20 protein-coding genes, 1 pseudogene and 1 riboswitch are annotated in these 26,428 nt (G+C 41.4%); of the genes and pseudogenes, 5 read left to right on the top strand and 16 right to left on the bottom strand.

The window, feature by feature from the left end:
* Positions 1 to 3: 3 nt before the first annotated feature.
* The 15 genes from sat to IEV27_RS13265 form a co-directional block, all read right to left on the bottom strand.
* Entirely contained in the window at positions 4 to 1,149 is a 1,146-nt protein-coding gene (sat, locus tag IEV27_RS13195) for a sulfate adenylyltransferase (RefSeq protein WP_188377962.1), read from the bottom strand.
* Position 1,150: 1 nt separating this feature from the next.
* Complete coding sequence (gene cysP, locus IEV27_RS13200; RefSeq protein WP_188377963.1) at positions 1,151 to 2,218, bottom strand: sulfate permease; 1,068 nt, start codon at positions 2,216 to 2,218, stop codon at positions 1,151 to 1,153.
* Positions 2,215 to 2,949 (bottom strand): phosphoadenylyl-sulfate reductase, encoded by a 735-nt coding sequence (locus IEV27_RS13205; RefSeq protein ID WP_188377964.1) that lies wholly within the window; start codon positions 2,947 to 2,949, stop codon positions 2,215 to 2,217. Before IEV27_RS13205 ends, cysP begins: the two co-directional genes overlap by 4 nt.
* A 148-nt stretch (positions 2,950 to 3,097) precedes the next feature.
* Positions 3,098 to 3,201: riboswitch (SAM riboswitch) on the bottom strand.
* A 279-nt stretch (positions 3,202 to 3,480) separates the two neighbouring features.
* Positions 3,481 to 4,680 (bottom strand): MFS transporter, encoded by a 1,200-nt coding sequence (locus IEV27_RS13210; RefSeq protein ID WP_229735318.1) that lies wholly within the window; start codon positions 4,678 to 4,680, stop codon positions 3,481 to 3,483.
* Between the two features lie 12 nt (positions 4,681 to 4,692).
* The gene (locus IEV27_RS13215) at positions 4,693 to 6,351 is read right to left on the bottom strand and encodes an SLC13 family permease (RefSeq protein WP_188377966.1); all 1,659 of its coding nucleotides are present in this window, start codon (positions 6,349 to 6,351) and stop codon (positions 4,693 to 4,695) included.
* Positions 6,352 to 6,480: 129 nt separating this feature from the next.
* On the bottom strand, positions 6,481 to 7,293 hold the full coding sequence (locus IEV27_RS13220) for a cytochrome c oxidase assembly protein (RefSeq protein ID WP_188377967.1): 813 nt from the start codon (positions 7,291 to 7,293) through the stop codon (positions 6,481 to 6,483).
* Positions 7,290 to 7,754 carry a DUF2243 domain-containing protein gene (locus IEV27_RS13225; RefSeq protein ID WP_188377968.1) on the bottom strand — a complete coding sequence of 155 codons (465 nt, stop codon included), beginning with the start codon at positions 7,752 to 7,754 and terminating at the stop codon, positions 7,290 to 7,292. Before IEV27_RS13225 ends, IEV27_RS13220 begins: the two co-directional genes overlap by 4 nt.
* A gap of 532 nt (positions 7,755 to 8,286) precedes the next feature.
* On the bottom strand, positions 8,287 to 9,045 hold the full coding sequence (locus tag IEV27_RS13230; RefSeq protein WP_188377969.1) for a sirohydrochlorin chelatase: 759 nt from the start codon (positions 9,043 to 9,045) through the stop codon (positions 8,287 to 8,289).
* A gap of 18 nt (positions 9,046 to 9,063) precedes the next feature.
* Positions 9,064 to 9,843, bottom strand: coding sequence for a uroporphyrinogen-III C-methyltransferase (gene cobA, locus IEV27_RS13235; RefSeq protein ID WP_188377970.1), 780 nt, complete (start codon positions 9,841 to 9,843; stop codon positions 9,064 to 9,066).
* Between the two features lie 19 nt (positions 9,844 to 9,862).
* Positions 9,863 to 10,189 (bottom strand): nitrite reductase small subunit NirD, encoded by a 327-nt coding sequence (gene nirD, locus IEV27_RS13240; RefSeq protein ID WP_188377971.1) that lies wholly within the window; start codon positions 10,187 to 10,189, stop codon positions 9,863 to 9,865.
* A 19-nt stretch (positions 10,190 to 10,208) separates the two neighbouring features.
* Positions 10,209 to 12,626: a nitrite reductase large subunit NirB gene (gene nirB / locus IEV27_RS13245; protein ID WP_188377972.1), complete on the bottom strand. Its 2,418-nt coding sequence runs from the start codon at positions 12,624 to 12,626 to the stop codon at positions 10,209 to 10,211.
* A 74-nt stretch (positions 12,627 to 12,700) separates the two neighbouring features.
* On the bottom strand, positions 12,701 to 14,887 hold the full coding sequence (nasC, locus tag IEV27_RS13250) for an assimilatory nitrate reductase catalytic subunit NasC (RefSeq protein ID WP_188377973.1): 2,187 nt from the start codon (positions 14,885 to 14,887) through the stop codon (positions 12,701 to 12,703).
* A gap of 37 nt (positions 14,888 to 14,924) precedes the next feature.
* Positions 14,925 to 17,282: a nitrite reductase large subunit NirB gene (gene nirB, locus IEV27_RS13255; protein WP_188377974.1), complete on the bottom strand. Its 2,358-nt coding sequence runs from the start codon at positions 17,280 to 17,282 to the stop codon at positions 14,925 to 14,927.
* Between the two features lie 385 nt (positions 17,283 to 17,667).
* Positions 17,668 to 19,185, bottom strand: a complete 1,518-nt coding sequence (murJ, locus tag IEV27_RS13260; RefSeq protein WP_188377975.1) for a murein biosynthesis integral membrane protein MurJ — start codon at positions 19,183 to 19,185, stop codon at positions 17,668 to 17,670.
* A 47-nt stretch (positions 19,186 to 19,232) separates the two neighbouring features.
* Positions 19,233 to 19,799 carry a putative capsular polysaccharide synthesis family protein gene (locus tag IEV27_RS13265; protein ID WP_188377976.1) on the bottom strand — a complete coding sequence of 189 codons (567 nt, stop codon included), beginning with the start codon at positions 19,797 to 19,799 and terminating at the stop codon, positions 19,233 to 19,235.
* 601 nt (positions 19,800 to 20,400) lie between these two features.
* Between IEV27_RS13265 and IEV27_RS13270 the strand changes: the two genes are divergently transcribed.
* The 5 genes and pseudogenes from IEV27_RS13270 to IEV27_RS13290 all read left to right on the top strand — a co-directional run bounded on the left by IEV27_RS13270 (position 20,401) and on the right by IEV27_RS13290 (position 25,523).
* Positions 20,401 to 21,984: a BCCT family transporter gene (locus IEV27_RS13270; RefSeq protein WP_188377977.1), complete on the top strand. Its 1,584-nt coding sequence runs from the start codon at positions 20,401 to 20,403 to the stop codon at positions 21,982 to 21,984.
* A 68-nt stretch (positions 21,985 to 22,052) separates the two neighbouring features.
* A pseudogene (locus IEV27_RS19875) lies at positions 22,053 to 22,251 on the top strand (transposase); the annotation flags it as partial.
* Positions 22,252 to 22,619: 368 nt separating this feature from the next.
* Positions 22,620 to 23,336, top strand: coding sequence for a Crp/Fnr family transcriptional regulator (locus IEV27_RS13280; RefSeq protein ID WP_188377979.1), 717 nt, complete (start codon positions 22,620 to 22,622; stop codon positions 23,334 to 23,336).
* Between the two features lie 118 nt (positions 23,337 to 23,454).
* Positions 23,455 to 23,913 (top strand): cyclic nucleotide-binding domain-containing protein, encoded by a 459-nt coding sequence (locus IEV27_RS13285; protein ID WP_188377980.1) that lies wholly within the window; start codon positions 23,455 to 23,457, stop codon positions 23,911 to 23,913.
* Positions 23,914 to 24,002: 89 nt separating this feature from the next.
* Positions 24,003 to 25,523, top strand: coding sequence for a nitrate/nitrite transporter (locus IEV27_RS13290; protein WP_188377981.1), 1,521 nt, complete (start codon positions 24,003 to 24,005; stop codon positions 25,521 to 25,523).
* A 45-nt stretch (positions 25,524 to 25,568) separates the two neighbouring features.
* Here the strand turns inward: IEV27_RS13290 and IEV27_RS13295 are convergent, their stop codons facing one another.
* Positions 25,569 to 26,294 (bottom strand): YwiC-like family protein, encoded by a 726-nt coding sequence (locus tag IEV27_RS13295; protein ID WP_188377982.1) that lies wholly within the window; start codon positions 26,292 to 26,294, stop codon positions 25,569 to 25,571.
* Positions 26,295 to 26,428 lie beyond the last annotated feature (134 nt).

The following is a 26,428-nucleotide window of genomic DNA, read 5'->3' on the forward strand; positions in this document are numbered from 1 at the left end:
TCTTTATTGCGTTACCTTTTGTAATCCTTCAATGAGAATGCCTGCTACTTCAGGACGGCTGAATGTTTCTGGCGGCTTCTCTCCGTTGCGCAGCATTTCTCTTACTTTTGTTCCTGATAGGATGACATGCTGACTCTTGTCATGCGGGCATGTTTTGCTTGAAACCATGGCTTTGCATGTATGGCAATAGAAGCTATGCTCGAAAAACAGCGGCGTGATGCCAAGCTCGTCTTCAGTAAAATGGGAGAAGATTTTCTGAGCATCGTACGTACCGTAATAATCCCCTACCCCTGCATGGTCTCTTCCAACGATAAAATGAGTGCAGCCGAAGTTTTTGCGAACAGTGGCGTGAAAAATGGCTTCTCTAGGACCGGCGTACCGCATAGCTGCGTTAAATACAGCAAGAAACACTCGGTCTTTTGGATAATAATTATCAAGTAACACGTGGTAGCTTTTCAATCTTACGTCACTCGGCACATCATCACTCTTTGTTTCGCCTACAAGCGGATTTAAAAATAATCCGTCTACCGTTTCCAACGCTGTCTTTTGAATATGCTCATGGGCCCTGTGCACAGGATTACGAGTCTGAAAGCCTACAACTTTTTTCCAGCCAAGTTCTTCAAATTCCTGGCGGGTTTCTTCCGGATCTAGATAGTAGACTTCCGAATGCTTACGAGGCGGGCGTTTCACTAAATGGATCGGGCCGCCGACATAATAATCAGGACGATCAAACAGTTTCTTTACGCCAGGATGCTCTAACTCTGTTGTTTGATAAACGTTTGCAGCTTCCGTATCTTTTTGAGATACATAGATTTCTTCCACTTCAATCCAACCGTAGATCTCACCGTTCTTTGAAAGACTTGCCCAGCTGCCTGCTTGCAGTTCTTCTGCTTTTCGTTCATCAACGGGCAATGTAATTGGGATGCTCCAGGGTACGCCATTCGACAGCCTCATGTCACGGACCACTGAAAGGTAATCCTTCTCCTTTAAAAATCCTTCCAGCGGGCTGTATGCTCCATTGGCGATAAGCTCCAAATCACTGATCGCAATGTCATCTAATTCAATATCGTGCGCAGCTGCCTTTGGTGAAAATGTTTCTGCATCTACAATTCGGTTGACTAAAACTCCTCCATGCGGTTGACTCGTCATATTAAAATTCCTCCTTAAGTGGTTGTCGTGCTTTTTTTACTAAAGATGATCTTCCAAAATTCGTAAGTACTAGTGTAGCAAAAATTCCGCTGGATATAATAATGACCGTGGACACTTTTGACATAAGAAAAATCTCTGTTAAACAAAAGGCCATCACTAGCGAGATTAATGGGGATGTGACCCATACTTTAGCAATCCTATGAATCACTTTATTTCTCCAAATTCCGCGCCAGTCTTTCGTGGCACCCGCACCCACAATGCCTGAGGTCGTTACTTGAGTCATCGGAATGGGGATTCCTAATACGGATGCTCCAATGACTAGAAATCCGGAGGTTCCAGAGATAACGACTCCATCTGAGAGCGACAAATGAGAAATACGTTTTCCGTTTGTTTCTAGAACTCTGCCGCCTAATAATAAAGCTCCCAGGGCCATAAACAGGCCACCTGTCAGTAACCCCGTTCCTTTATTTAATACATCCGCTCCCACAAGAGGACCGACTGCACTAGCGACATTATTCATGCCAGCCGCAATAGCTTCTAGAAAGCCTGTAATGATTAACAAAACAGAAAGAACGGCCGTTAGCTTTTTCGACTTCAACTTCTTTGGTTTCAAATGCTCTTTCAGCAACCCAAAAAGGAAAGTAAGCAGAAAGGCCGCCAAAGGAACAAAAATCCAAAACAATATAATATCGACTAATTTACTTAAATAAAGCTGTTGAAGAGAAATGCTTACTCCTACAATCGAACCGACTGTCACTTCACTTGTCGAAAGCGGGATTCCTAATAAGTTCGTTACAAACAGCGTCAGAGCGGAAACGAAAAGAATGATAACAGCAGCTTCAACCGTCAGCAGGCTTTCAGGAATGAGACCTTTTCCGATCGTCTCCACTACTTCTCCTCCCCACAACGCTCCAAACAGGCAGCCAATCCCGCTTAACAGTAAGGCGATCCATTTTTTATTGATGACTCGTGCGCCGTAAGCAATCCCCATTGTAGCGGCCGAGCCGCTCGCCCCAACATTAAAGGCGTAAAAATAGGCAATGATGAGGCTTAAGATGACGAGCGTCATGATTGATTATCCTGACTTGAAACCGTGTGTAAGCCACACTCTGTTTTCCCAAAGCCTTCCCACCTTCCTGAGCGATCATGAGGATCATCGGATGGTGTTGTACATGGCATACACCCTATGCTTGCATATCCTCGATCGTGGAGATCGTTGTAAGGAAGATTATTTTCTTTAATATGGTTCCAAACATCTTCCCACGTCCAATGAATCAGAGGACATATTTTTACGGAACGAAAGCGCTCGTCTTTATTGACGAAGTCAGTTTTACTACGACTGAGCGATTGCTCGCGTCTTAATCCAGAAACCCAGGCTGTCGCTCCACTCAATGCTTCTTCTAACGGTTTAATTTTTCGAATGTAGCAGCAATGATCAGGGTTTGAATTCCACAGCTGATCGCCGTGCTTTTCTGCTTGTTCTTGCAGCGTCAGCTTCGGTTTTTTCATTGTGATTTGCAGGTCAGGGAATCGCGCTTTTATGCGATCAATCAGCTCATACGTTTCTTGGAAATGGACATCCGTATCAAGAAATACGATATGAGCATCTTTCTTCACTCTTGAGATTAAATCAATCAAGACAATCCCCTCAGCACCAAAGCTGCATGCGTAAACAATGTCGTCATACGAGTTGTACGCCCATTCTAATATCGTTAATGCACCTTTCGTCTGATCATGTGGCTGAAAATCAGTAAATGGATCGTCGACAAACGATTCATAGGTTATCTGTTCATGAGTCAATGTGTATCCCTCCTATAAAGAGATAAAAAATGAAGCAGCTTCGCCTGATTCAGCGGCCATGCTACCTCTAGTATCTCTAGTCAGTACCAAAAGAAAATCCTCTTCTTATCAGATATAAGAAGAGGATGAGAATACCGATCTCGGTCTCTTCTTATCTATCAAGCGATGATGCCTGCTGGAGTTAGCACAGTACTTTTTAAGTCTGTTGCCGAGGATTCGTCGGGCCAGTCCCTCCACCTCTCTGGATAAGAAAAATATTTTTATGTGATTAAATGGAAATATACAGCATGATTATAAAGGTGTCAAAGGGGTTTTTTGGCGATTTAACGCCTCTCAACCCTCAAAACCCTTTTATTCCTAGTGTTTTAGTCGGTTTTAAAAAATTTAAAAAAATTTTCGCGAGTTCAAAAATGACCTCTCAGCTTGTAGAAAATGATGGTCCTGGACATCTCATTATATAAAAATAAACAAAAAAAGTGACACCTCCTGCAGGACAAGCAGACAGGAGATGTCGGAAACGGCAGATAGGGATTACGTCATTTTTTTATACATAGGGATAAAGGCAATCACAACTATAAAAACTAGACTTGTGGCTATAATTCCCCACCACATAAACTGTTCCCATAACGCACCGATCGCCGTGCTTCCTATGGCGACACCAATATAATAGCTGATTAAATAAAACCCTGAAGCCCCGCTTCGATGATGTGATGCCGTTTTACTAACTAAAGCAGCAGCCATGGAATGAGCAACGAAGAAACCCATACAAATCACACCAAGTCCTATTAAGATTACAGGGGGCATAGGAAGAGCTGTCATCCACACACCAGTAAGTAAGACGAACAATCCTGCGATCATCACCTTTGGCAAGCCAATTTTCACAGATAACCTTCCTGCTAAAGGCGGGGCCAGCACGCCAAATCCGTAGGCAAAGTACGTAAAAGAGATCCATGTTAGCGGCCAGTTAAATGGCTCAGCCTGCAGGTAGAATGGCAAATATGTCCATACTGCGGTGAAAACAATTTGAAGTAAGAGTCCCATGAGGAAGAGGACGAGCATATGGGTATCTTTTAAATGGACAAGCATGCCTTGCAAATCTTTACGTAACGGCGTGTTCTGTTTTACGTAAAATCTCTCTTTAGGAAGCAGTAAAATAAACAATCCGGCTGACACTATTCCAAATCCAGACATAAAGAGCAAGGTCGTGTTCCAGTCTAAAACGTCCGTCAGGTAGCCCGCTACTACCCGGCCGCCCATTCCTCCAAGTGCATTACTTGAAATATATAACGTTACAGCCAAGCCAAGGTGCTGAGGAGAAACCTCTTCTCCTAAATAGCCCATGGCTGCAGCGGGTACACCAGCAAGAAAAAATCCTTGCAGCAAACGCAGCCCTACCAAAGCCTCAAAAGAAGGAGTGAATGGCATGGCAAATAGGAGTAAAACTGTCATTCCTAAAGAAACGTGCATGAGCAGTAAACGCCCATACCGATCTGCCATAAATCCTAAAATAAATAATCCAACCACCATAGATATGACCGCTGAAGACACAAGCAAGCTTGACTGCGTGGCTGTGACTTGAAATTCATCGACGAATACAGGAAGCAGCGGCTGAAATACATACAGCGTTGAAAATACCAACAAAGAAGCCAGCATTAAGGCGATCGTTACTCGCCAAAATGCTGGTTCTTTAGGTGTATAAGGCTTTTCTTTTTTTCCACCGAAATCCTTCACGATCATCATCCTTTAATTTCTAAACTGTTCTGGAAAAGAGGTTAAATCAATTCCCCAGACGAGAGGCAAGTAAAAGTAAATGGCGATCGTTACAAGGATAACTGCGAACACGTTAAGAAAGATACCTGCTTTTGCCATATCAGGGATTCGTAAATAGCCAGATCCAAATACAACAGCGTTTGGAGGAGTCGCAACAGGAAGCATAAAAGCACAACTTGCTGCAACGCCAGCTCCAATCATAAGACTATAAGGGTGAACATTTATGGCAGCAGCTAAAGATGCCATAATAGGGAACATCATAGTTGCCGTAGCTGTATTAGAAGTAATTTCAGTTAAGAAGATAACTAGCGCTGTTACAATAGCCAGAATTAAAATGAAATTAACCCCTTCTAAAATCGTGAGCTGGGTCCCAATCCATTCCGCTAAGCCTGACGCTTCAAAACCAGAAGCAATCGCCAGTCCAGCACCGAACAATAAAAGGATGCCCCAGGGCAGCCCTTTGGCCGTCTCCCAGTCCAAAATGAAATCGCCTCTATGATTTTTTGATGGAATAAGAAATAAAATAAGAGCGGCCATCATGGCAATAATCGTATCATCGATATTTTCATTTATATTTACTAATACAAAAGAACGTAATATCCAAGCGAGCGCTGTTAGGGTAAAAACCGTCATGACGACTTTCTCTTCAGAAGACATCGCTCCTAAAGCTTTACGTTCTTTAGAAATGACTTCTTTTCCGCCGGGCAATTCTTTTATTTTCATTGGGTAGGCCATTTTCACTAAGTAAATCCAAGCGATGGCCATAAAAATAATCGTGAGCGGCACGCCAAAGGCCATCCAGCCAGCAAATGAAATTTCAATACCATACTGATTTTCAACAACGCCTCTAAAAATCGTATTTGGAGGTGTCCCTATTAACGTCGCTAAGCCTCCAATAGAAGCACTATAAGCAATCCCGAGCATCGTGACTTTTCCAAAATTAAACGATGAATGATCGACGGTCCCTTCTCCTTGCTTCTTTAGTTGTTCAGAAGATTGATAGATAACAGCCAGGCCAATAGGCACCATCATCATAGCTGTCGCTGTATTTGAAATCCACATCGATAAAAACCCCGTGGCCACCATGAAACCTAGTACAATACGCTCTGTACTTGTCCCTATCCACGAAATTATGACTAGCGCAATGCGCTTATGTAAGTACCATTTCTGCATGGATAAGGCAATTAAAAATCCTCCCATAAACAAAAAGATGGTGTTATCTCCATAAGAAGATGCTGTCTCTCCACCATCGAGACCCCCTGTAAGTGGAAATAAAATAAGAGGGAGCAATGATGTAGCAGGAATCGGCATCGCTTCCGTAATCCACCATGTAGCGATCCATAATGTACTGGCCAAGATAGCAACTGCGCTTTGAGAAAGCCCCTCTGCTTCAAAAAATAGTAATGTAAGCGCAAACAAAACAGGACCTAAAAACAGCCCGATTTTCTGACGCGTGTCAAAGGGGGGGCCGGACCCGTTTGAATGATTACTCTCTTCTTGCTTTGCATCCCTATTTTGACCAGGGAGGTTATCAGAACTTCCCGTCACAGTAAACTTCATCAAATCCTTTGCTTCTTCATGCATCTGCCAAAGGCGCTGCCAATAATTTTTTAACTGAGAGTGATTCTGCATCTGTAGTCCTCCAATTCTGTCAAAAAAGAATGAAAATTCTAATATATTGTCAAATTTATCACATTACATCATTGGAATATATAGTTATTTAGAGGCAGGTCTTTCACATTAAGCAAAAATTATAGTCTTTTAAACCGTCTGGTAATTCGTATTTTCTTTTAACGTTCGAGGACGAGCCGCCCGGTACCAATGCAGACATAAAATAAAAATGATAACGAGGTCAATAGCATCTCCCCCATAATACATGAGCATTCCTCCAGCCTCAGCCTGCTCTGCAGGTACACCTTCAGGAGGGCTCCCATAAATATATTTGGACAATATGCCGTGACCAGCTAAAGCCGCAATCAACACAATCGCTCGATACAAATAGCTTTTTCTATGCGGTACAGGATCAATGTAAATCATGGATACAGTAAATAAATATCCTGCGATAAACACATGCAAATGAATGAAAATATGCAGCCACAAACTTTGATGCATAAGAGCATATACATTCGTCGTGTACAACAGCCAAAGCCCTCCAACATTAAGCAAGGAGGCTACTAGAGGATCGGTTACGATACGTACAGGCCAAGTCCTTAATAGCTTTGTCAAACGCTTTGCTGCTTTTACAGGCAAAGCTCTTAGTACCAAAGTCATCGGCGCAGCTAATACCATCAGTAATGGCGCAAGCATACCTAAAAGCAAGTGACCCGCCATATGAGCTGTGAAGTCCGTAAGAGCCGATTGAGCAAGGGGGCCGCTGACTGAAGCCAGGCCCAGCAAACTCCCAACCGTCCATAATATGGAGCGAGAAAGCGACCACTCTCTCTTTTTTTTCTTCGAAATATAGAGAGCTGTACCATACACCACAAGTCCAACTATAAAAGGTAAGGCTAGTAGAATTTGAGTAAAAAGAAATTCTCCTCCAGCTATGGAGGAATCGCCGTGATGATGACTCATACCTTTGTCTCTACTTTCGCCTTGCGACGTGTCTGGACGAGTAGAACGGTCCCAATAATGATCATGATAAGCGCAATAACATTCCAGACAATATCGTAAATGATCACATGATCTACATATCGAATCTGGTGAATACGCATTAATTTATGTTGAATAATTCCGTCGTATAATTGGAAAGCACCTGCCCCAAGCAAGATACCTCCCCACCACCTCTTCATCCATAGAGCCTGCCTTCTCCTCAAATCAGCAAATAAAAACAGGCCTGCGATGGTCGCAAACCAGCTGAATGCGTGGAAAAACCCATCTGAAACGAGACCCACATTCGTGGTCGATTGGTCATAGAAATGATGCCAGTGTAGTAATTGATGAAAGAGTGTTTCATCTAAAAAAGCGACGATTCCGACGCCAAATAAAAAGCCTGACCACAAATTGCGAGATAAATAGGAATATCGATTTGCCACGTTAGGTCCCTCCTCTTATTAATGTTTTAATTAAAGGATTCCCCCAACATCTTCCTGTAAACGTATTAAATTCTTAATCGTTATCTTCTATAAAAAAGTCCAAGCCATTAAGCTTGGACTTTTTTATAGAAGAATTTTCCTTAAGAATGTAAAGATTTCTTGCGTTAGGCAGAGTAAAGGGTTTTAGGAAACGACTCACTTTCCGTGGGCGAATGGTGTGCCTCCTCAGGCTTATGCCTTCCGGGGTCACACCTTATTCGTCTCTCCCACAGGAGTCTCGCCGTTTCCTAAAACCCTTTTTCGATAAAAGAATACAAAAACAAGGGACAGCCGTGCCCTTTTGGAATCAGAAAATTCAGCAGGGCATCGATTATACGATGGTTCCGTGTAACAATTATTATAAATAGTTACAGAGGAGACTTTCCGTTATGCCCCGTGGAAAGTGACTCTTTTACCTGTTCCTTTTCTCTATACTATAAGGGAGGAACCGAACTGCTTCTTCGAAAGTCTTCCCAAGTATTGGACTAAACGGTTAATTCTTTTTCATGAGCTCTACTTTTCCTTGTACAGCTTCTAACACCCTATCTTTCAATAACTGATTTAAATGAGGATGGCCATTTAAATAGTCACATATGACAAAGGTTTGATCTTCTTGTAAAGGGAGCTGAGCTACAGCGCTTTTTACTTCGTTCATTAAGATTCCTGTAAACAATAAATAAGGAAGAACAATAACATTTTTCTTTCCGCTCAAGGCTGTGTCTACTATTTTTTGATTAAAACGAGGTTGAGCAGCGGCTAAGAAACAGTAATCAACTGATTGGACAGTTAGCCTTTCTTTTAATAATTGAGTAATAGCTTGCACATCTTCCAAGGTATCGGGGTCACTGCTTCCTCTTCCGACAAGTAAAATGTTCATATCACCTGTCAGCGGTTTCTTCTCACTAATTTTGTGTGCGATTACATCAACCATCATAGGATGAACCCCTAAAGGACGACCGTACGTAAAAGTGACATCTGGATAAGTTTGACGCGCCTTCTCTAAATCCTTAGGGATGTCTCTTTTCGCATGGCCTGCTGACAATAACAGAACAGGAACCACGGCAATTCGAGTGGCACCTCTTTCTACGCAACGCTTCACTCCTTGCATGATTGTAGGAGGTGATAGTTCAAGGAAGCAGTATTCCTGAATAAAACCATCTACTTTTTCCATCGTTTGTTTTATGAAAGAAGCAGCTTCTTCAGCCGCTTCTTTCACGCGGCTTCCGTGACCAACATAGAGCACGGCTTGCATAATATCCCTCCATTATTTTCAAGCTTCCATCGCGCGGAATGGTGAAGGTTTTTGATTGGCAGCGAGCAGCTGGTGGAGGCGGTCACGAAACCGCACAACCTCTCCCACAACAATCATGGCAGGATTTTGGATACCCGATTCTTCCACGGAATGTACGATAGTGGATAGTGTTCCCGTCACTACACGTTGGTGTTCAGTAGTCCCCTGCTGTATAATCGCTACTGGCGTATCTGATTTTTTCTCGTTTCTTAACAATTGGTCACATATATAAGGGAGGTTGCTTACCCCCATATAAATAGCCAAAGTATCTATGTTTTCAGATAGGCTTTTCCAATCAATTTCTTTGTCCTTTCCTTTACATCGATGACCTGTTATGACAGCGAAAGAACTTCCCAATTCGCGATGAGTGACAGGAATATCTGCATAAGCAGGAGCAGCAATTCCTGACGTTATGCCAGGAACTACTTCACACGAAATCCCTTGCTTAGCTAAAGCCTCAGCTTCTTCTGCTCCTCTTCCAAAGACAAACGGGTCGCCTCCCTTTAAACGAGTAACCGTTTTTCCTTGCTTCGCATATTTCACTAATAAATGATTAATGGTTTCTTGCTTTAAAATATGAAATTTTGGGTGCTTCCCACAGAAAACGAAATGGACACCAGGTTTTGCATGCTCTAACAATTGTTCATTTACCAGCCGATCGTACAATATCACATCAGCTTGCTGTATACACTTTAGTGCCTTCATAGTAATTAGATCAGGATCTCCCGGGCCTGCACCAACTAAATAGACTTTTGACATAGTCGCCCTCCTCAAGGCTTTATTTTTCTGGTATATAAACGTAGACGTTCTCATTCTCCACTTCTACATCGAACGTTTTCACACAACCTGTATCTGGATCCTGAACATTTCCATCGACGACACTAATCTTCCAATCATGCATCGGACAAAATACATGCTCCCCGCTCACCATTCCTTCAGCAAGAACTCCTCCTTTGTGAGGACAACGATTCTCAATCACTCTTATGTCACCACTTGCTAATTTAAAAATAGCTAATTCTAAACCACCTGCTTCAATCGTTCTTCCTAATTGTTCCGGCAGTTCATTCACCTTTGCGACAAAAATTTTATTTAAAACTTTTTCCATTTTCGTTCCTCCTCAGTGATTAGTTTGAACCTGCAGCTACTTTTACATTTTTATAAAGGTCTCTCAACAGCGTTTCATCTTCAATGGCTTCTTTCCATGGATCTTGTGCTTGAACAACAGACAGTGCTTCATTCATTCGCTGGTTTAACTCGATAAAAGTTTTCTTATTGGAAAGCACTTCTTGTACATGTGCCAGCCCTACTCGTTCCACCCAGGCAGAGGTCCGTTCTAAATAATTGGCACTCTCACGATAGTACTGTAAGAAAGCAGCGGTCGTATCTAATACTTCTTCTTCTGTTTTCACTTTAGAAAGAAGCTCCGCCTGCCTCATATGGGTTCCTCCATTACCGCCCACATAAATTTCAAATTCTCCGTCTAGTCCAACAACTCCTACGTCTTTCACAGAACCTTCGGCGCAATTTCGCGGACATGCTGAGACACTCATCTTCACTTTGTGAGGGGTGTTTAACCCTTCAAATTTCTTCTCCATCTGCACCCCTAATCCAATAGAATCCTGAGTTCCAAATCGGCAAAAGTCTGCTCCTACACATGTTTTCACTGTACGCAGACCTTTTGCATAAGCGGAACCAGACGGCATATCAAGCTCTTCCCAAATACTCGGAAGATCTTCTTTTTGAACGCCTAACAGGTCTAACCGCTGGCCTCCTGTCACTTTAATGAGCTTCACTTCATACTTTTCAGCCACATCAGCGATTTTCCGCAAATCTTCTGCATTCGTTACCCCGCCGTACATACGCGGTACTACCGAATAGGTCCCATCGTTTTGGATATTGGCATGTAGTCTCTCGTTGACGTAACGGGACTCTTTTTCGTCTTTGTATTCTGTCGGGTTCAGCATACCGAGATAATAATTTAAAGCTGGCTTACACTTGGAACACCCTTCTTCTGTGCTCCAACCTAGAACATTCATGACTTCTCGAATATGTGATAATCCTTTAGCTTTAATTTCCTCAATGACTTCGTCTTTTGATAAAGATGTACATGCACATATAGACTCTTTTTGATTTTGATCATATTCATCACCTAACGTGTACTCTAGTAAGTCTGAAACAAGCGGTTTACAGCCCCCGCACGATCTGGAAGCATTGGTGCATCCTTTAACTTGTTCCACCGTTGTTAATCCTTGCTCTCCAATCGCTTCTACAATAGAACCTTTCGTCACACCATTACAGCCGCACACAATTTCCTCAGCATCCATCGAGGCTATGAGATCGATTCCAGCCTCTTCCTTTTTATCTTGATCCAGATACTCTTCAATGGAAGCTCCCTTGTTGATTAAGGTTAATAGGCGATTGCCATCTTTCGTATCTCCAAAAAGCACGGCCCCTGTGATCTTCCCGTCATCCACGAGCACTTTTTGATAAATGCCGCGCCAGTCATCGAACACTTTCACTGATTTCGTTTCTTCATCTTCATTAATTTTACCTGTAGAGAATACATCCACACCGGATACTTTCAGTTGAGTCGATAATACGGAGCCATGATATCCTTCCCCATCTACTTTACAAATGCGTTTTGCCATTTCCTTTCCTTGTTGATAAAGAGGAGCAACAAGCCCATAAACCATCTCTTTATGCTCTGCACATTCACCAACCGCGAACACGTTAGGAATTTCCGTTTCCAAATGATCATCCACCACGATTCCTCGATTCACAGGAATGCCGCTTTCTTTTGCCAAACTAACATTTGGTTTAATCCCTACAGCCATCACAATTAAATCGGCCTCGACTTCTTCTCCATCATTAAACCTTAAGCCTTCTACTCGATCCCCACCTATGATTTCAGAGGATTGTTTTTCTAATAGGAAATTCATCCCTTGATCTTCTAATTCTTTTTGCAGCATCTTACCAGCAGTACGGTCTAACTGTCTTTCCATTAGAAAGTCTGCGAGATGAACAACATCTACTTCCATTCCAAGATTCAGCAATCCGCGCGCTGCTTCTAAGCCTAGCAATCCGCCGCCTATAACTACTGCTTTTTTGTATTTCTGCGAAGATTTAATCATTTCCTCACAGTCTTTAATATCTCGAAAGGCAGTAACCCCTTCTTTATCAGCTCCCGGCAGCGGCAGCATAAATGGTACGGACCCTGTAGCCATAATTAATTTATCGTAAGGAACGTGACGTTCTTTATCGGTTGAGACGATTTGCTTTTCTGTGTCAATAGCCGTCACTGTCTCTCCTGGATATAGAAGGATATTATTCTCCTCATACCACTCCCACGTATTCAACGTGATATCTGCTATTTCCGTATCTCCTTGAAGCACTTTAGACAATTGAATGCGGTCGTAGTTCGGATAAGGTTCACTGCCAAACACTGTGATATCAAACTGATCAGGAGATAGTTTCAAAATTTCCTCTACCGCTCGAATACCTGCCATACCATTACCAACCAGCACGATCTTTTGTTTTTCCATGTCGCAAATCCCTCCAAATTAATTTTTACAGCCTTGGTTTCCCATCTATTCTTTATTCCAGAAATGGATAAATACTACTTCTTTTGATAGAGAGCTCCACTATTTTCTAATAAAATTTCCTCCCTATTTACAGCCGGCTCAATATGAACAGCTGTAACTTTAAACCCTGGCATTCGGCATAACGGATCCAATTCGTCGGCCACCAGTCGATTCACATTCTGCTCCCCGCCCCAGTGAAAAGGAACAAATATGGTATCCTCCCGAATATGATTCGACCATCTACTGCGAACGACAATGCTTCCGTACGGTGAAGTTATTCGAACGAGCATGCGGTCTTTTAAATGATATCGCTCGCCAGTATCAGGGTGGATCTCCATGTACGATTCAATCTCTCTCGCAGCTAATGAAGGGCTTTTCCTCGTTTGCTCTCCTGTTAAATAATGAGACATCACTCGCCCTGTCGTTAAGTAAAGCGGAAATTGAGTACTCAATTGTACTTTTTTCTCTTCCGATTGAATTTCTAATTGGGCCATTAAGGCTTTTCCGTCTGTATGAGCAAATTTTTCTTCAAACAACCGCTCTGTTCCGTTACTGTTTATCGTCGGACACGGCCATAATATTCCTTGATTCTGTCTGATCTTTTCATAAGTAATGCCATAGTAATCTGCTCTTCCTCCTCGAGTTGCTACTCGCAGTTCTTCGAAAATATCTTCAGATGATTGATAAGAGAATTTATCTCCTTCCCCCATCACTCGTGCAATCTCACTCATAATCTCCCAATCGTGTTTTACTTCACCAGGCAGCGGGTGACTCGCTTCTCTCAATGTGACTCTTCCTTCCACGTTCGTCATTGTGCCCTGATCTTCTAAATAAGAAGAAGCAGGCAGCACCAAATCAGCTAACTGAGCTGTTTCTGAAAGGAATAGATCAACCGTTACGAGAAACTTTAGTTTTTCAAGAGACTGTTTGACAAAATGAGCATTAGGATTAGAGATCACAGGATTTGAACACATAATAAACATCGCTGTAATACTTCCTCGATCTATTTCCTCAAACATTTCATATGCTGAGACGCCTTTGCCTGGAAGCTTTGCTTCCTCTGTCCCCCATACTTGAGCGATGTAGGTGCGGTCGTCGATGTTTTCAATGGAACGGTATCCAGGGAGCTGGTCGGCTTTCTGCCCATGTTCTCTCGCGCCTTGTCCATTCCCTTGCCCTGTGATAGCCCCATAACCCGAATACGGCTTTCCTATTTTACCTGTTGCCAGCAATAGATTGATAAACCCGCGAACAGCCATTGTTCCATTCGTCTGCTGTTCAATTCCTCGAGCCGTAAAAATCATACCGGACTCTTCCTGCCCAAAAGTGAGAGCAGCTTGGTACAACTGTTTTTTTGGAATTCCTGTTCGATCAGCACACTCATCTAAATCCAACGCGTCCAATTGCTGAGCCACTTTTTCAAAACCGTTGACTCGATCTTCTAGAAACTCTTCATCTATTAATTTTTCTTCTACTATAATTTTTAAAAGGGCAGCAGCTAAGGTGACGTCTGTTCCAGGCTTGTTTTGCAAATGTAAGTCTGCTATCTCTGTGGTCGCTGTTTCCCTTGGATCAATGGCTATAATATAGGCTCCATTTTCTTTCGCTTCCTCAAAATATGGCATAATCGTAGGTTGACATTCCGCAATATTCGTTCCTGCCAAGATAATACATCTGGTATACGGCACTTCTTGCAATGAGTTGGTAAATCCTCGATCTACACCAAAGCTTTGATTTGCACCCGTGGCAGCAGATGCCATACAAAGCCGTCCATTGTAATCGATGTGCTTCGTTTTTAATCCAACTCTAGCCAATTTCCCTAGTAAGTAGGCTTCTTCATTTGTCAAGGAGGCACTTCCGTAAACAGATAATGCATCCATCCCGTCCTCTTTTTGAATCTTCGAGAATTTAGAGCGGATCACCTCCATCGCCTCATCCCACGAAATCGGAACAAACTGGCCCTCCTTTTTTAATAAAGGCGTCATGATCCGATCCCTATGATAGGCATGCTGATGGGCGTTCATTCCTTTTACACATAACCGTCCTTGCGTCGTGGGGTTGTCCACCCCTATCGTCTTGTACGTCGTTCGAGAAACAACTTTTTGTTTTATTAATTGCATTTTGCACTGCATACTGCAAAACGGGCATTGAGATTCATAGACTTTTTCGGATTGAACCTCTTGTTGTTTACTACGAAAATATTTCAACATTAACTCAGTCAAGCGAACTCACCCTTTTTCACATAATAGAATGAAACGATTATATTGGAACGAAGCAATCTCGTCGTTGAGCAACGTCTGCTTCTAAGCTTTGTAACAAGTCATCACAAAGATCCTGGTCAAACAATGCTTCTCTAATATGAACGAGACTCAAACGTTCCATCCAGTGCCACGTTCTTTCTAAATAGCGAGCTGATTTTCTGTAATATTGAAGACAACCAAGCAACATTCTTTCCACTTGCTCCTTATGTTCAACTACACATAGCAATTGACCGCTTCGAGCTCTTCTGCCGCTGTTCCCTCCAATATAAATCTCCCATTTACCACCCACTCGAATAGCTCCAAGATCCTTCGTAGTCGCCCGCGCTCCATTATGCACACACGAGGAAATCCCAACTTTCATTCGATAAGGGGTTTGCAGAAGCTCTGTTTTCTTCTCCAAGACTTGAGCCAGATGCAAAGCCTCTTGTTTGTCACATTGGCATTCATGATTTCCAATGTCGGTTCGAATGGGTTCTATCCGATTTCCGTAAGAATAGGAAAGAGGTATGTTCAATTCTTCGCAAAAGTGAGGTACATCTTCTTGTTTTAAACCAAGCAGGTGAATTCTTTGATCATTACCTATAGCAACTTGTGAAATAGAATATCGCTCTGCCGCATTCGTAATGTTCTTTAATTGGCCAATCGTCATTTCCCCGCCATACAATTGAGGAACGACGGCGTAATAACCATCGCGCTGGACTATAGCCTTGTTTTCTTCATCTCCGCGTAAGTCTTGATTTTCAACTTCATAATCTGGATGAATCATCCCTAGATAGTAGTCTATTGCCAGCTGGCACGTCACACATCCATTGGAGTTTTTCCATCCTAACTGCTTCATTACTTCATTCGAATTTGTTAAGTCTTGAATTTGTATCTGTTCGACAAGTTCATCTTCCGTTAAGGTAGTGCAGGGACAAAAGGGTGACTCACTCGCAATCTTTTGATCAAAGTCTTCGCTTTGAATATAAGCTAATAGCTCAGAAACCACGGGTTTACAACCACCGCACGAGCTGGAAGCTTTCGTACATTCTTTTACTTGTTCAGCTGTCGTTAAGTTTTTCTGCTGAACGGCTTGAATAATGGCACCTTTACTCACGCTATTGCATGTGCAGATTTGCTTATCCAGCGAGTACGAAGCGACTGCAGAATCTTTAGGATCCGGGTGCTCTAACAACTTCACCTTATCTTGAGAGGAGAGTACTTTATTCTTAACAATCGCATCCAATACTAATGGCCCCGCCCTTGTATCTCCGAACATCACCGTACCTACTGCCTTACTCCCATCAAACACTACTTTCTTATACACGGATTCCACTTCATTATGGTAATGAATAGCTTTCTTTCCCAACCCCGAATCGATATGACCTGCCGAAAATACATCCACCCCTGAAATTTTCAGCTGGGTGTAGAGCAAAGATCCTTTGTAACCCTCTGTCTGTTGCTCACATAAATGTTTGGCCAACACTTCGCCTTGTTCATACAAAGGCTGGACTAGTCCATAAACCATTCCTTTATGTTCAGCACACTCTCCTACTGCATATATATCAGAGACGCTTGTTTTAAGCAGATCATCTACAACGATCCCCTTTTTTGTTTCAATACCGCTCACTTCAGCCAATTGAATGTTAGGTTTAATGCCGACCGCCATGACCACCACATCTGCTTTTACGATTGATCCATCTTTAAATCGAATCCCTTCTACCCGCTCGTTTCCGAGAATCTCTTCCGCCTCTTTTTCTAACAAAAAGTTCATGCCTTGAGCCTCTAACTCTTCCTGAAGCATTAAAGAAGCTTGTTCATCTAACTGCCTTCCCATAATATGGTTCGATATATGTACAACATCGGTTTCCATCCCAAGATTGAATAACCCCCTGGCTGCCTCTAATCCCAGCAATCCGCCTCCAATAACAACCGCTTTCGTGTAATCTTCAGCCATATTTATTAATCTTTCACAATCTTCAATCGTTCTAAAAGAGAGTACCCCTTCTTTATCTGCGCCTGTTATAGGTAACATGAAAGGAGAAGACCCTGTCGCTAGTATTAACTTATCGTAGGCGACTTCACGGTTTCGGTCCGTCTTGAGCGTCTTGCTAACCTTGTCAATATAAAGAACGGTTTCCCCCGTGAAAAGCTGAATGTTATGTTCCTTATACCAGTTGTCCGGGCGAATCATAAGATCAGATAAAGATGTCTCTCCTTGTAAGACAGAAGAAAGCATCAGCCTGCTGTAACTCGTATGAGGTTCACTTCCAAACATAGAGATTTCAAAAACCCCTGAATCTTCTCTTAGGATATTTTCCACACATCTTATCCCCGCCATGCCATTTCCTATAATTACAAGCTTTTGCTTTTTCATCGTTAAACCTCCAACAGATGTATAAACACTCGTGGTTTAAACTTACGATTTGAGCGAAATGTTTGAATATTTAAATTAAATATATCATATACATCTTTTATATGTAACCTATTATGTTAAGAAACTTAACATTTAGTGAAATATACAGAGGAATTTATACCCAATTACCCCGAAATAACACGTTGTTCAATGGGATGATAACTTAATTAAATGTTATGAAAGTTAACATGAGGTTTAAACCTTATCCTTTTGTGCTTTGAGAACAAGAAAAATGGTTACGTTCTTCCCTTCTCTTTCCAAGGCAGCAGCTTTCTTCTTTTTATAGAAAAATAAACAAAGCCCCACTTCCTGGTCATCAGGAAATGGGGCTCTATCGTTGAGCAGATTAAATTTTTAGTCTTCGTCTAATTCCTGCTGTCATTTGCTCTATCCCTTCAATCTTTAATAGATAGACAAACAAAAAGTATAGAAGTCCAGCAGCAATGATCGTAATCATTAAAGACACTTGAAAATTAATAACAGATAGTAAAGAATGATAAATCACTTTCGCCAAAATTCCCATCGTGATAGAAGCAGCGATTACCTTTAAGAAGGAAACAATCATCCTCCTGAAGTTCAAAGAACCTAATTTCGCCCTTAAATTATAGAAAAGCAGTATGGTACAGAATATGGCCGATATACTAGTAGCTAAAGCTAATCCTCCAAGACCTAAATATCGAGATAATATAATGTTCAACACAATATTTAAGGCCATGGCAATGGCTGCATTAATCATTGGTGTTCGTGTGTCCTGTAAAGAAAAGAAAGCCTTCGATAAGATAACACGCAGTCCAGTCCCTAACATCCCAATGGAGTAAAAGAAAAATGCTGTCGAAGTCATGGTAACCGCTTGAGCATCAAAAGCTCCTCGATCAAATAACATTCGGACAATCGGTTCAGCAAATAACATGGAACCAACCGTTGCAGGCACGATCAAAATCGATATTCCAACAATTGATTGATAGAGGGAATGTTTCAATCCTTCTATATTATCTCTAGACGCCATTTTTGAAATCATCGGATACATGACGGTTCCAATGGAAGTAACAAATACACCATGAACAAATCCGTTTAATGTAGTGGCATAGTTTAGCGCTGAGATTCCCCCAGTCGAAATTTGAGATGCTAATGTCCGGTCTACCAGTCTATTAATTTGATGAACCATCGATCCTAAAATAACAGGTACAGCCAAAACAAGCATCTTCCTAATATGTTCATCTTTCATATCAAACGTCGGCTTATACTGATACCCTTTTTTATAAGAGAAAAATAGCAAGATGAGAAACTGTACAAGCAGTGCTGCGACGTACCCGAACGACAGCAACTCCACAACATTCAATTGATAACTGATCATAATGGATAAAATAACGATGATGCTCATGGGGATACCTAACAAATTAGGTACAGCAAAATATCTTTTATAGTTGAGATACGCACTTAAGATCCGGATAAGTACCGTAAAATAGATCCCGACTATTGTCACTCGTGTGAACCCTACAGCGGTTTGCAGTGTTTCCCCTTCGAAGCCGCTGGCAAACACTTTCACGATCGGCTCTGTAAAAAATAAACCCGCCGCAACAATTAATGAACAAAACACAAGAAGAACGTTCATTAAATTATTCGTATAACGGATGGCTTGCGGCTTTCCCTTCTCTTCTTCAATACGGCTGTACATGGGTATATAGCCTGTAGAGATCCCTTTCGCTATAACTCCAAAGATCACAACAGGAATTGTCATTGAGATTAAATACGCATCACTTATACCTGACGCTCCGTAAAAGTAAGCGAGAATAACATCTCTAAAGAATCCAATAAATTTAGAAACAATGGTAAGTACCATTAGTATTACGACTGCTTTTTTCATAGTAATCTCCAATATTGTACACAATTTATGTGGAGGATAAATCCCTCCTAGGGTAATGTCACCTTAGAAGAAGGCGTTTCATTCCTATACTTAGCCATGAACGCTTCTGTTTCTTCCTTTGTATAAAAGTGGTCCATATACTTAGAACGGTAGAGATCATCTAAATATTCTTCACTAGGTTCAATGTTCTGTTTAAACTCTCTATAAACCGATTGATACCACTTTTTATCTCCCATGTTTTCGTTCTTCAGCGTAAACTCTTCCATCTCCAGAAAGTCTCTGATTACTTCCTCTGAATCGTTCAACTTTTCCATCTTCAATAAAAGAACTTCTACATTACCTTTTTCAATCACTGTATACCCTTCCTCTTTGTGAAAAGGATATTCATAGATATCAATGCCCCACGTTTTCTTAAATTCATCATCAAACCAATTCACACCGTAGTGATGATTAAACTTATTAAAAAAGTCATTTCTAAAAGCTTGAAGGTTTGTATTTGATTCCTGACGGTTATCGGTCGAACTGTTAATATCCATTAACGGGACGTGAAAAGCCTGGAAGTACATGGACAAATTTCTTGAAACGGGCTCTCTCACAATTGAAATAATCTTCATTTTTTTTCTACTCTTCAGCAATTTTAAAACGAGTTGCTTCGTTAAAAAATACTTTAACCTATGTAAAGGAGAACGATAATAGTTTATGGCATTATAATTCTTATACATTTGGTAGGAAATCGGCGAGAAAAAACTATGGATGTGAAGTGGCAGAAAACCGTATGATTTCAACGATTTTGTCAATGAAGTAGATCCAACCTTCCCCATTTGGTGAATGAGGACAAGATTCTCCTTTTGTCGATACGTTCGATTAAAATAATTTATTTTATGAAACAAATTCAGACCCCTTCCCCTAATTGTCTGGAACAAATGTAACTCTAAGTCTATCGAACCAAACAAATACTGTCTAACCGAGAGTAACAATTGACCTTCTCATTCGCAATGATAAAGGGATGTGTATATCCTTTTATTTTAAAAATTGAGGTTTTTCAGCAAACGATTTTTTACTTTTGACATGAACTTTCCTAAAATGGGGTATGGGTACTAGCATACTACTATAATGATTGGAGCTGGTAACTCTAAATACATACGGACGAAGATCGTTGCTGCACCTTATAAAATAAAGCTTATTAAAACTTTTACTATTTAAAGGAGACTTGTCATGGATAAGACAAAGAAAAAGTGGAAATTCATGAATAGGGTTTTTTGGATTTCTTTCACGATTATCTTTTTGTTCGCTTTATGGGGAGGTTTAGCTCCAGATGTCCTGGCCTCACAAGCGGAGAATATTTATGGTTTTATCGCGAACACCTTTGGATGGTTTTACTTAGTGTTTGTGTTATTTTTAATTCTTTTTAACTTTTACTTAGCTTTTAGTAAATATGGGAAAATCCGTCTTGGCGGAGATGACATCAAGCCAAAATATCCGTTATTTACCTGGATCGCTATGCTGTTCAGTTGTGGATTTGGTGTAAGTATCGTTTTCTGGGGAGTCGCTGAACCAATGACTCACTTCGGAACACCTCCTCCTTTTAACAGCGGAATTGAAGCAGAAACTCCAGAAGCTGCTAGAGAAGCGATGTGGAATGCCTTCTTTAACAACGGGATTCACCAGTGGGCTTCTTTTACATTTGTAGGCCTTGCTCTTTCCTACTTTATCTACCGTCAAGATGAGCGAAGCTTAATTAGTGACACGATGAACTCCGTTATTGGAAGCACAGGTAAAAAACCGCTTCGAAACACAATTGATATTATCGCAATTATCGCGACTGTCATGGGTGTAGCTACGACATTAGGGTTAAGTGTACTGCAAATAAACAGTGGGCTTGGAAGCGTGTTTAACGCCCCTGGAGGCGGAACTACACAAATCGCCATTGTCGCTGTAATGTTTGTATTCTTCATGCTTTCTACTCTTTCCGGGCTTGACCGGGGAATTAAATACTTAAGTAACGCCAACTTAGGCATCGCGCTCGTCTTAATGGTAGCCGTGTTAATCATTGGCCCTACAGGGTTTATTCTCGATACCATCACGATGGGTATAGGTGATTATCTTCAAAACTTCTTCCAAGCAAGCTTAAGGCTCGACCAATATACAGATAGTACGTGGGTACAAGACTGGCCTGTTTATTACTGGGCTTGGACAATTGCATGGGCACCATTTGTAGGGATGTTCGTCGCTCGTATTTCAAAAGGACGAACGGTACGTGAATTTGTACTCGGTGTTATGGTAGCTCCGCCTTTTATTGGGCTTATCTGGATTGGGATCTTTGGAGGAACAGCTATCAACTTGGACCTCTTCCAAGGTACAGACATAGCAGGAGCAGTGGCAGAGGATGAAGCGACCGCCCTCTTCAGTATGCTGGAGAACCTGCCTTTAGGAACGATCTTATCCGTCCTTTCTATCTGTCTGCTGTTCACATTCTTAGTAACCTCCGCTGACTCAGCTACATTCGTACTAGGAATGATGAGTTCAAATGGAGATACAAATCCATCCGTTGTCGTGAAAATCGTTTGGGGTACGCTGATTGCTTCACTAGCCATTATCTTAATTTTAAGTGCCGGCCTAGAAGGGCTGCAGACTGCCTCACTCATTGGAGCCTTACCGTTTTCCATTGTCCTGTTCATTAGTTGTTTGTCGTTATTGAAATCGATACGTGAAGACTATAGAGAAGCCAGGCGTGAAGAAGAACGGAAACGCCATCGCAGAATTCAGAAGCAGATTGAAGATTATAATTCAGATGATTGATAAAAAACAGGGACTCCAATTAGGTAGTCCCTGTTTTTTTTCTTATTTCTTTCATTTTTCACCGCGCTTATTTGTTAAAAAAAGATAAGGTTGAGCGTAGCTTTGCAGATTCAAAAGAACTGCATGGGCTGCGCTTTTGTCGTTTACGTGGAAAAGAGAAAATGAAGGAACAGGTGCTGGTGGATGGCTGCCTGCCATAACATGAAAAAGATTCTCTCCCGTCTAGCAAGGGGGAGCGAGGGGAAGGAGAGTCTTTGTCTGTCTTAAAGAAATTCCAAGGAGCGAGGCCCCTTCCACTCCTGCGGAAGAACGAGTGTGCCGAGATCGCCGAGCGTGGGTTTCGCGAGGAAGCTCGGGCGCTCGTCCGCGGAAAGGGAAGGGGCCTTCGCTCCTGGCGGCAAAAAAAGCTTGCGGAAAAACAATGGTTTCTCCACAAACTGAGGGACTCCATAATTGGAGTCCCTGCTTTTTTGTTTCTATTTATTACCTCTTATCCAGCCCAGCATATTTAAAATTATTTCACATAAATTTCCTTAGTGAACGGTTGTAAATGGTAATAGATGGTGATACGGTAAAGATGTATTTGAAATAAATATTATGCACTGATTCTCACATTTAACCTACAGGAGGTAAGTATGACTATAGGATCTCAGCGTAAGCGCGATATAGAAATGATGTCTGATGATATGTCTACTTTATTAAAGTCCATTAGTACAATAAAAAAAGTGAGAAAAGGGGAATTCCTTTTCCAAGAAGGACAAGAAGCTTTCGACCTTTATCTTGTAAATTCAGGACTTATTCAGATTAGTAAGCTGACGGTTGATGGAAGAGAATTAAACATGAGGATATCGAAAAAAGATGATTTAATCGGAGAATTAACACTTTTTGCTGATGATGCCAAGTATATGTTAAGTGCCATCGCCCTCGAAGATAGCGAAGTCCTTGTCGTAAATAAAGATTATTTAGAAAAAGAACTTTTAAAAAACGCAAACTTAACGTTTGAACTTATGAAGTGGATTACTAACCAACTGAGAATTAACCAGTCAAAGATTAGAGATCTCATCATGAACGGGAAAAAGGGTGCTTTTTATTCTACGCTCATTCGAATTTCTAATAGTTATGGCCAACAAACGAAAGATGGAATCTTAATTAATATTCACCTCACGAACCACGAACTTGCCAAGTTTTGTGCCTCTACTCGCGAAAGTATCAACCGCATGCTCGGAGACTTAAAAAAGAAATCCATAATAGAGATGGACAGTGAAGGAAAAATTCTAATTAAGGACATCGATTACCTGCGCGAAGAAATTGGCTGTGACCTCTGCCCCATCGAAATTTGCACCATCGATTAAGTAAGATCGTACTCCACCTTCTCATTTATTAAGAGCTGAAGTGTGAAAAGTATCACACCCCCTTTTCTTTCCATGTTTTACAATAGCAGCAAAGCTAAGAACAAGGAGAGGGAAAGTAATGTTGAAATCAACGGATCTATTAGAAATGAGAAGGTTATCTTTATTCGCCTCGTTACCCAATCTCTCACTAAAAGCTATTGCATCCTGTGCTGAAATACACGTCTTCCCCCCGTCACAAGATATAAAAAATATCCTTAAGCCAGATTGTGTGGTCATTGTTTTAACGGGCGAACTCCGTTTATTTTATACCACTCCCGCCATGGAGCATAAACTCTTTCACAAAACGGTACACTCTGAAGCTTTATTTTTAGATAGAACCTTTACCACTAATCGCGCAAATCTATCAATTATTCCTCTCGTCGAAAGTCGCTGTCTAATTATTCCTCACAACATGATTCGAAGCTTAATTGAAAAGCATTCTAATTTTCGCGCGGACCTTTATCTTTCACTTCAAGAGAACGCCAAGCAATCCTATTTTCAATTAGAGCGCCACCTGACCACTTATGAAGATTCTTAAAATCGACCAAGCCTATGTGACGTTCATCACATGGTTAGCGCTGCCTCTCTGATACTATTTTTTTAAAAGAATAAAAGGAGTGATCAGTGATGCAGCGTGAAAAGCTTCAACTGCCTTTACAAACATCGAGTCTTATCGCCGGATTTATGGTTTGGGTTCTTATTTCTTCATTGATGCCTAGCATTAAACAGGATATTGACTTAACCAATCAACAAACAGCCTTAGTCACAGCCGTCCCCGTGATTTTAGGTTCCATACTAAGGGTGCCGCTAGGGTATTATACGAATAAATATGGAGCTCGTCTTATGTTCTCCATTAGTTTCTTCATTCTTTTATTTCCTGTGTATTACATTAGCATGGCTGCCTCTTTTATCGACTTAATCATTGGAGGATTAATACTAGGACTTGGTGGTGCTACTTTCTCTATTGGAGTTACCTCCTTACCGAAATACTACCCTTCAGAAAAACACGGGTTTGTTAATGGGATTTACGGGGCCGGCAACATTGGTACAGCGATCACGGCTTTCTCAGCTCCTGTGCTCGCCAGTACGTTAGGATGGGAAACTACGGTAAGGGTTTATTTAATTCTTCTGATCCTTTTCGGAATACTGAATTTAGCGTTCGGAGACAAAAAAGAGAAAAGAATTAATATCCCAATTAAGCAGCAGTTGTCAGCGGTTTATAAAAATACAACCCTATGGGCATTATGTCTTTTCTACTTTATAACGTTTGGCTCATTTGTAGCTTTTACGATTTATCTTCCTGATTTTCTTTCCAACAATTTCGGCTTAACGGCTGTAGATGCTGGATTGAGAACAGCTGGCTTTATCGCTTTATCTACATTGTTTCGCCCGGTAGGCGGATGGTTATCTGACCGCTTCAATCCATTCATTATCCTTATCGGAGTGTTCAGCGGATTAACGTTTTCCGGGGTCTTACTATCCTTCTCCCCTACCATTGAGCTGTATACAGTTGGTGTATTAACCGTCGCCTTTTGTGCAGGAATCGGAAACGGTACGGTATTCAAACTGGTCCCATTATACTTTTCCAAACAAGCAGGTATTGTTAACGGACTTGTAGCCGCCATGGGCGGACTCGGAGGATTCTTCCCTCCCCTTGTATTAACCACTGTGTTCAGTATAACCGGTCATTATTCTATAGGCTTTATGGCCTTGTCCGAAGTATCCCTTGCAAGTCTCGTTATTGTGCTATGGATGTTCTATCAAGACAAACTGCAAGTAGAATCAAAAATTATAAATAGTACCGCCCAAGGCATGATGATTACAGATAAACAAGGAGTCATTCAAAAGGTTAACCCAGCATTTACGACTGTGACTGGGTACGAACCTGAAGAAGTGATCGGGAAAAAGCCAAGCGTTTTACGTTCAGGCCATCATGGACCACTTTTTTACGAAAACCTTTGGGACCAACTAAACGACCAAGGATATTGGGAAGGGAATATATGGAACAAAAGAAAAAACGGAGAAACATATCTCGAATGGCTAACCATAAGTAAAGTACGGAATGACGCGGGGGAACTCATTTATTATGTAGGACAATTCAATGATCTGAGCCGTCATATCGAAGAACAGAAAATAACGCAAGAGTGAGGGGCACCCACTCTTGCGTTTTTCTGTCTTTCTTCGTAACCTTCATTATCCCGTGGTTGTCATCAACACCAGGATCGAAAGTAGAAAATATACACTGTTTATGACTTCAATGATCCCCATTTGCATCACTTTCAAGTTTTTCCCATAGAACATGATGGCACGCGTAACACTCGGTATAAATGGTATGACCCACATAGCTCCAGATACCAGACTTGCAAGCAAAAGAAGTCCCCCGTGGTATCCCCAGGAATACCAACGGAACTTACGGTTTTTCTTTTCTCGAATCATCGATTTAATGAAGAAAGTACTCCCTAAGAAAAATAAAAAGCACAACCCCATGACGAACATACCTTGAAGATCCAATACGCGGCTGCCTAAATAGTAGCTGGCGAGCCCTCCTATACAAAAAACGAAGATGGCTATGATATCATTCGTAAACGCACGATCTTTCTTTTGCTTTGCAAAATACATATTAATAAAGAAGAAAGGAAGCATCGCCACTCCAAAACCTGCCATCCTCCATTCAAACAAGAGAACAATCAGCAAGAAGAAACCCGCAATAGAAAGATAAGCCATTCCCCATTTGGTGTGCAATTGTTTCTTTCTCCCTTTCATATAAAGCAATAAAGGGTGAGTCGCAAGGTACAAAAAGAACCAGCCAGCAAATAACGGGATATGTAGGAGTGTGAATTGACCAGCCGCTCCTCCTAAAAGAAAGGGGACAATCAGCATAGCCCAGGCTCCATGTTGTTTCGGTAAAAGTAATTTCATTATTCCACCGCCTTTTTACTAGATACCCTTAGTTTATCGTTAAAAATAGGAGCATCATGTGATGAATTTCACTTATTAACGATTTCTTTTCTATACAAAAAGAGCAGCCATTTTGACTGCTCCTCATGATCAAA

The organism is Halobacillus andaensis (genome assembly GCF_014636475.1).
In the GTDB taxonomy this organism is placed as follows: Bacteria; Bacillota; Bacilli; order Bacillales; family Halobacillaceae; genus Halobacillus_A; species Halobacillus_A andaensis.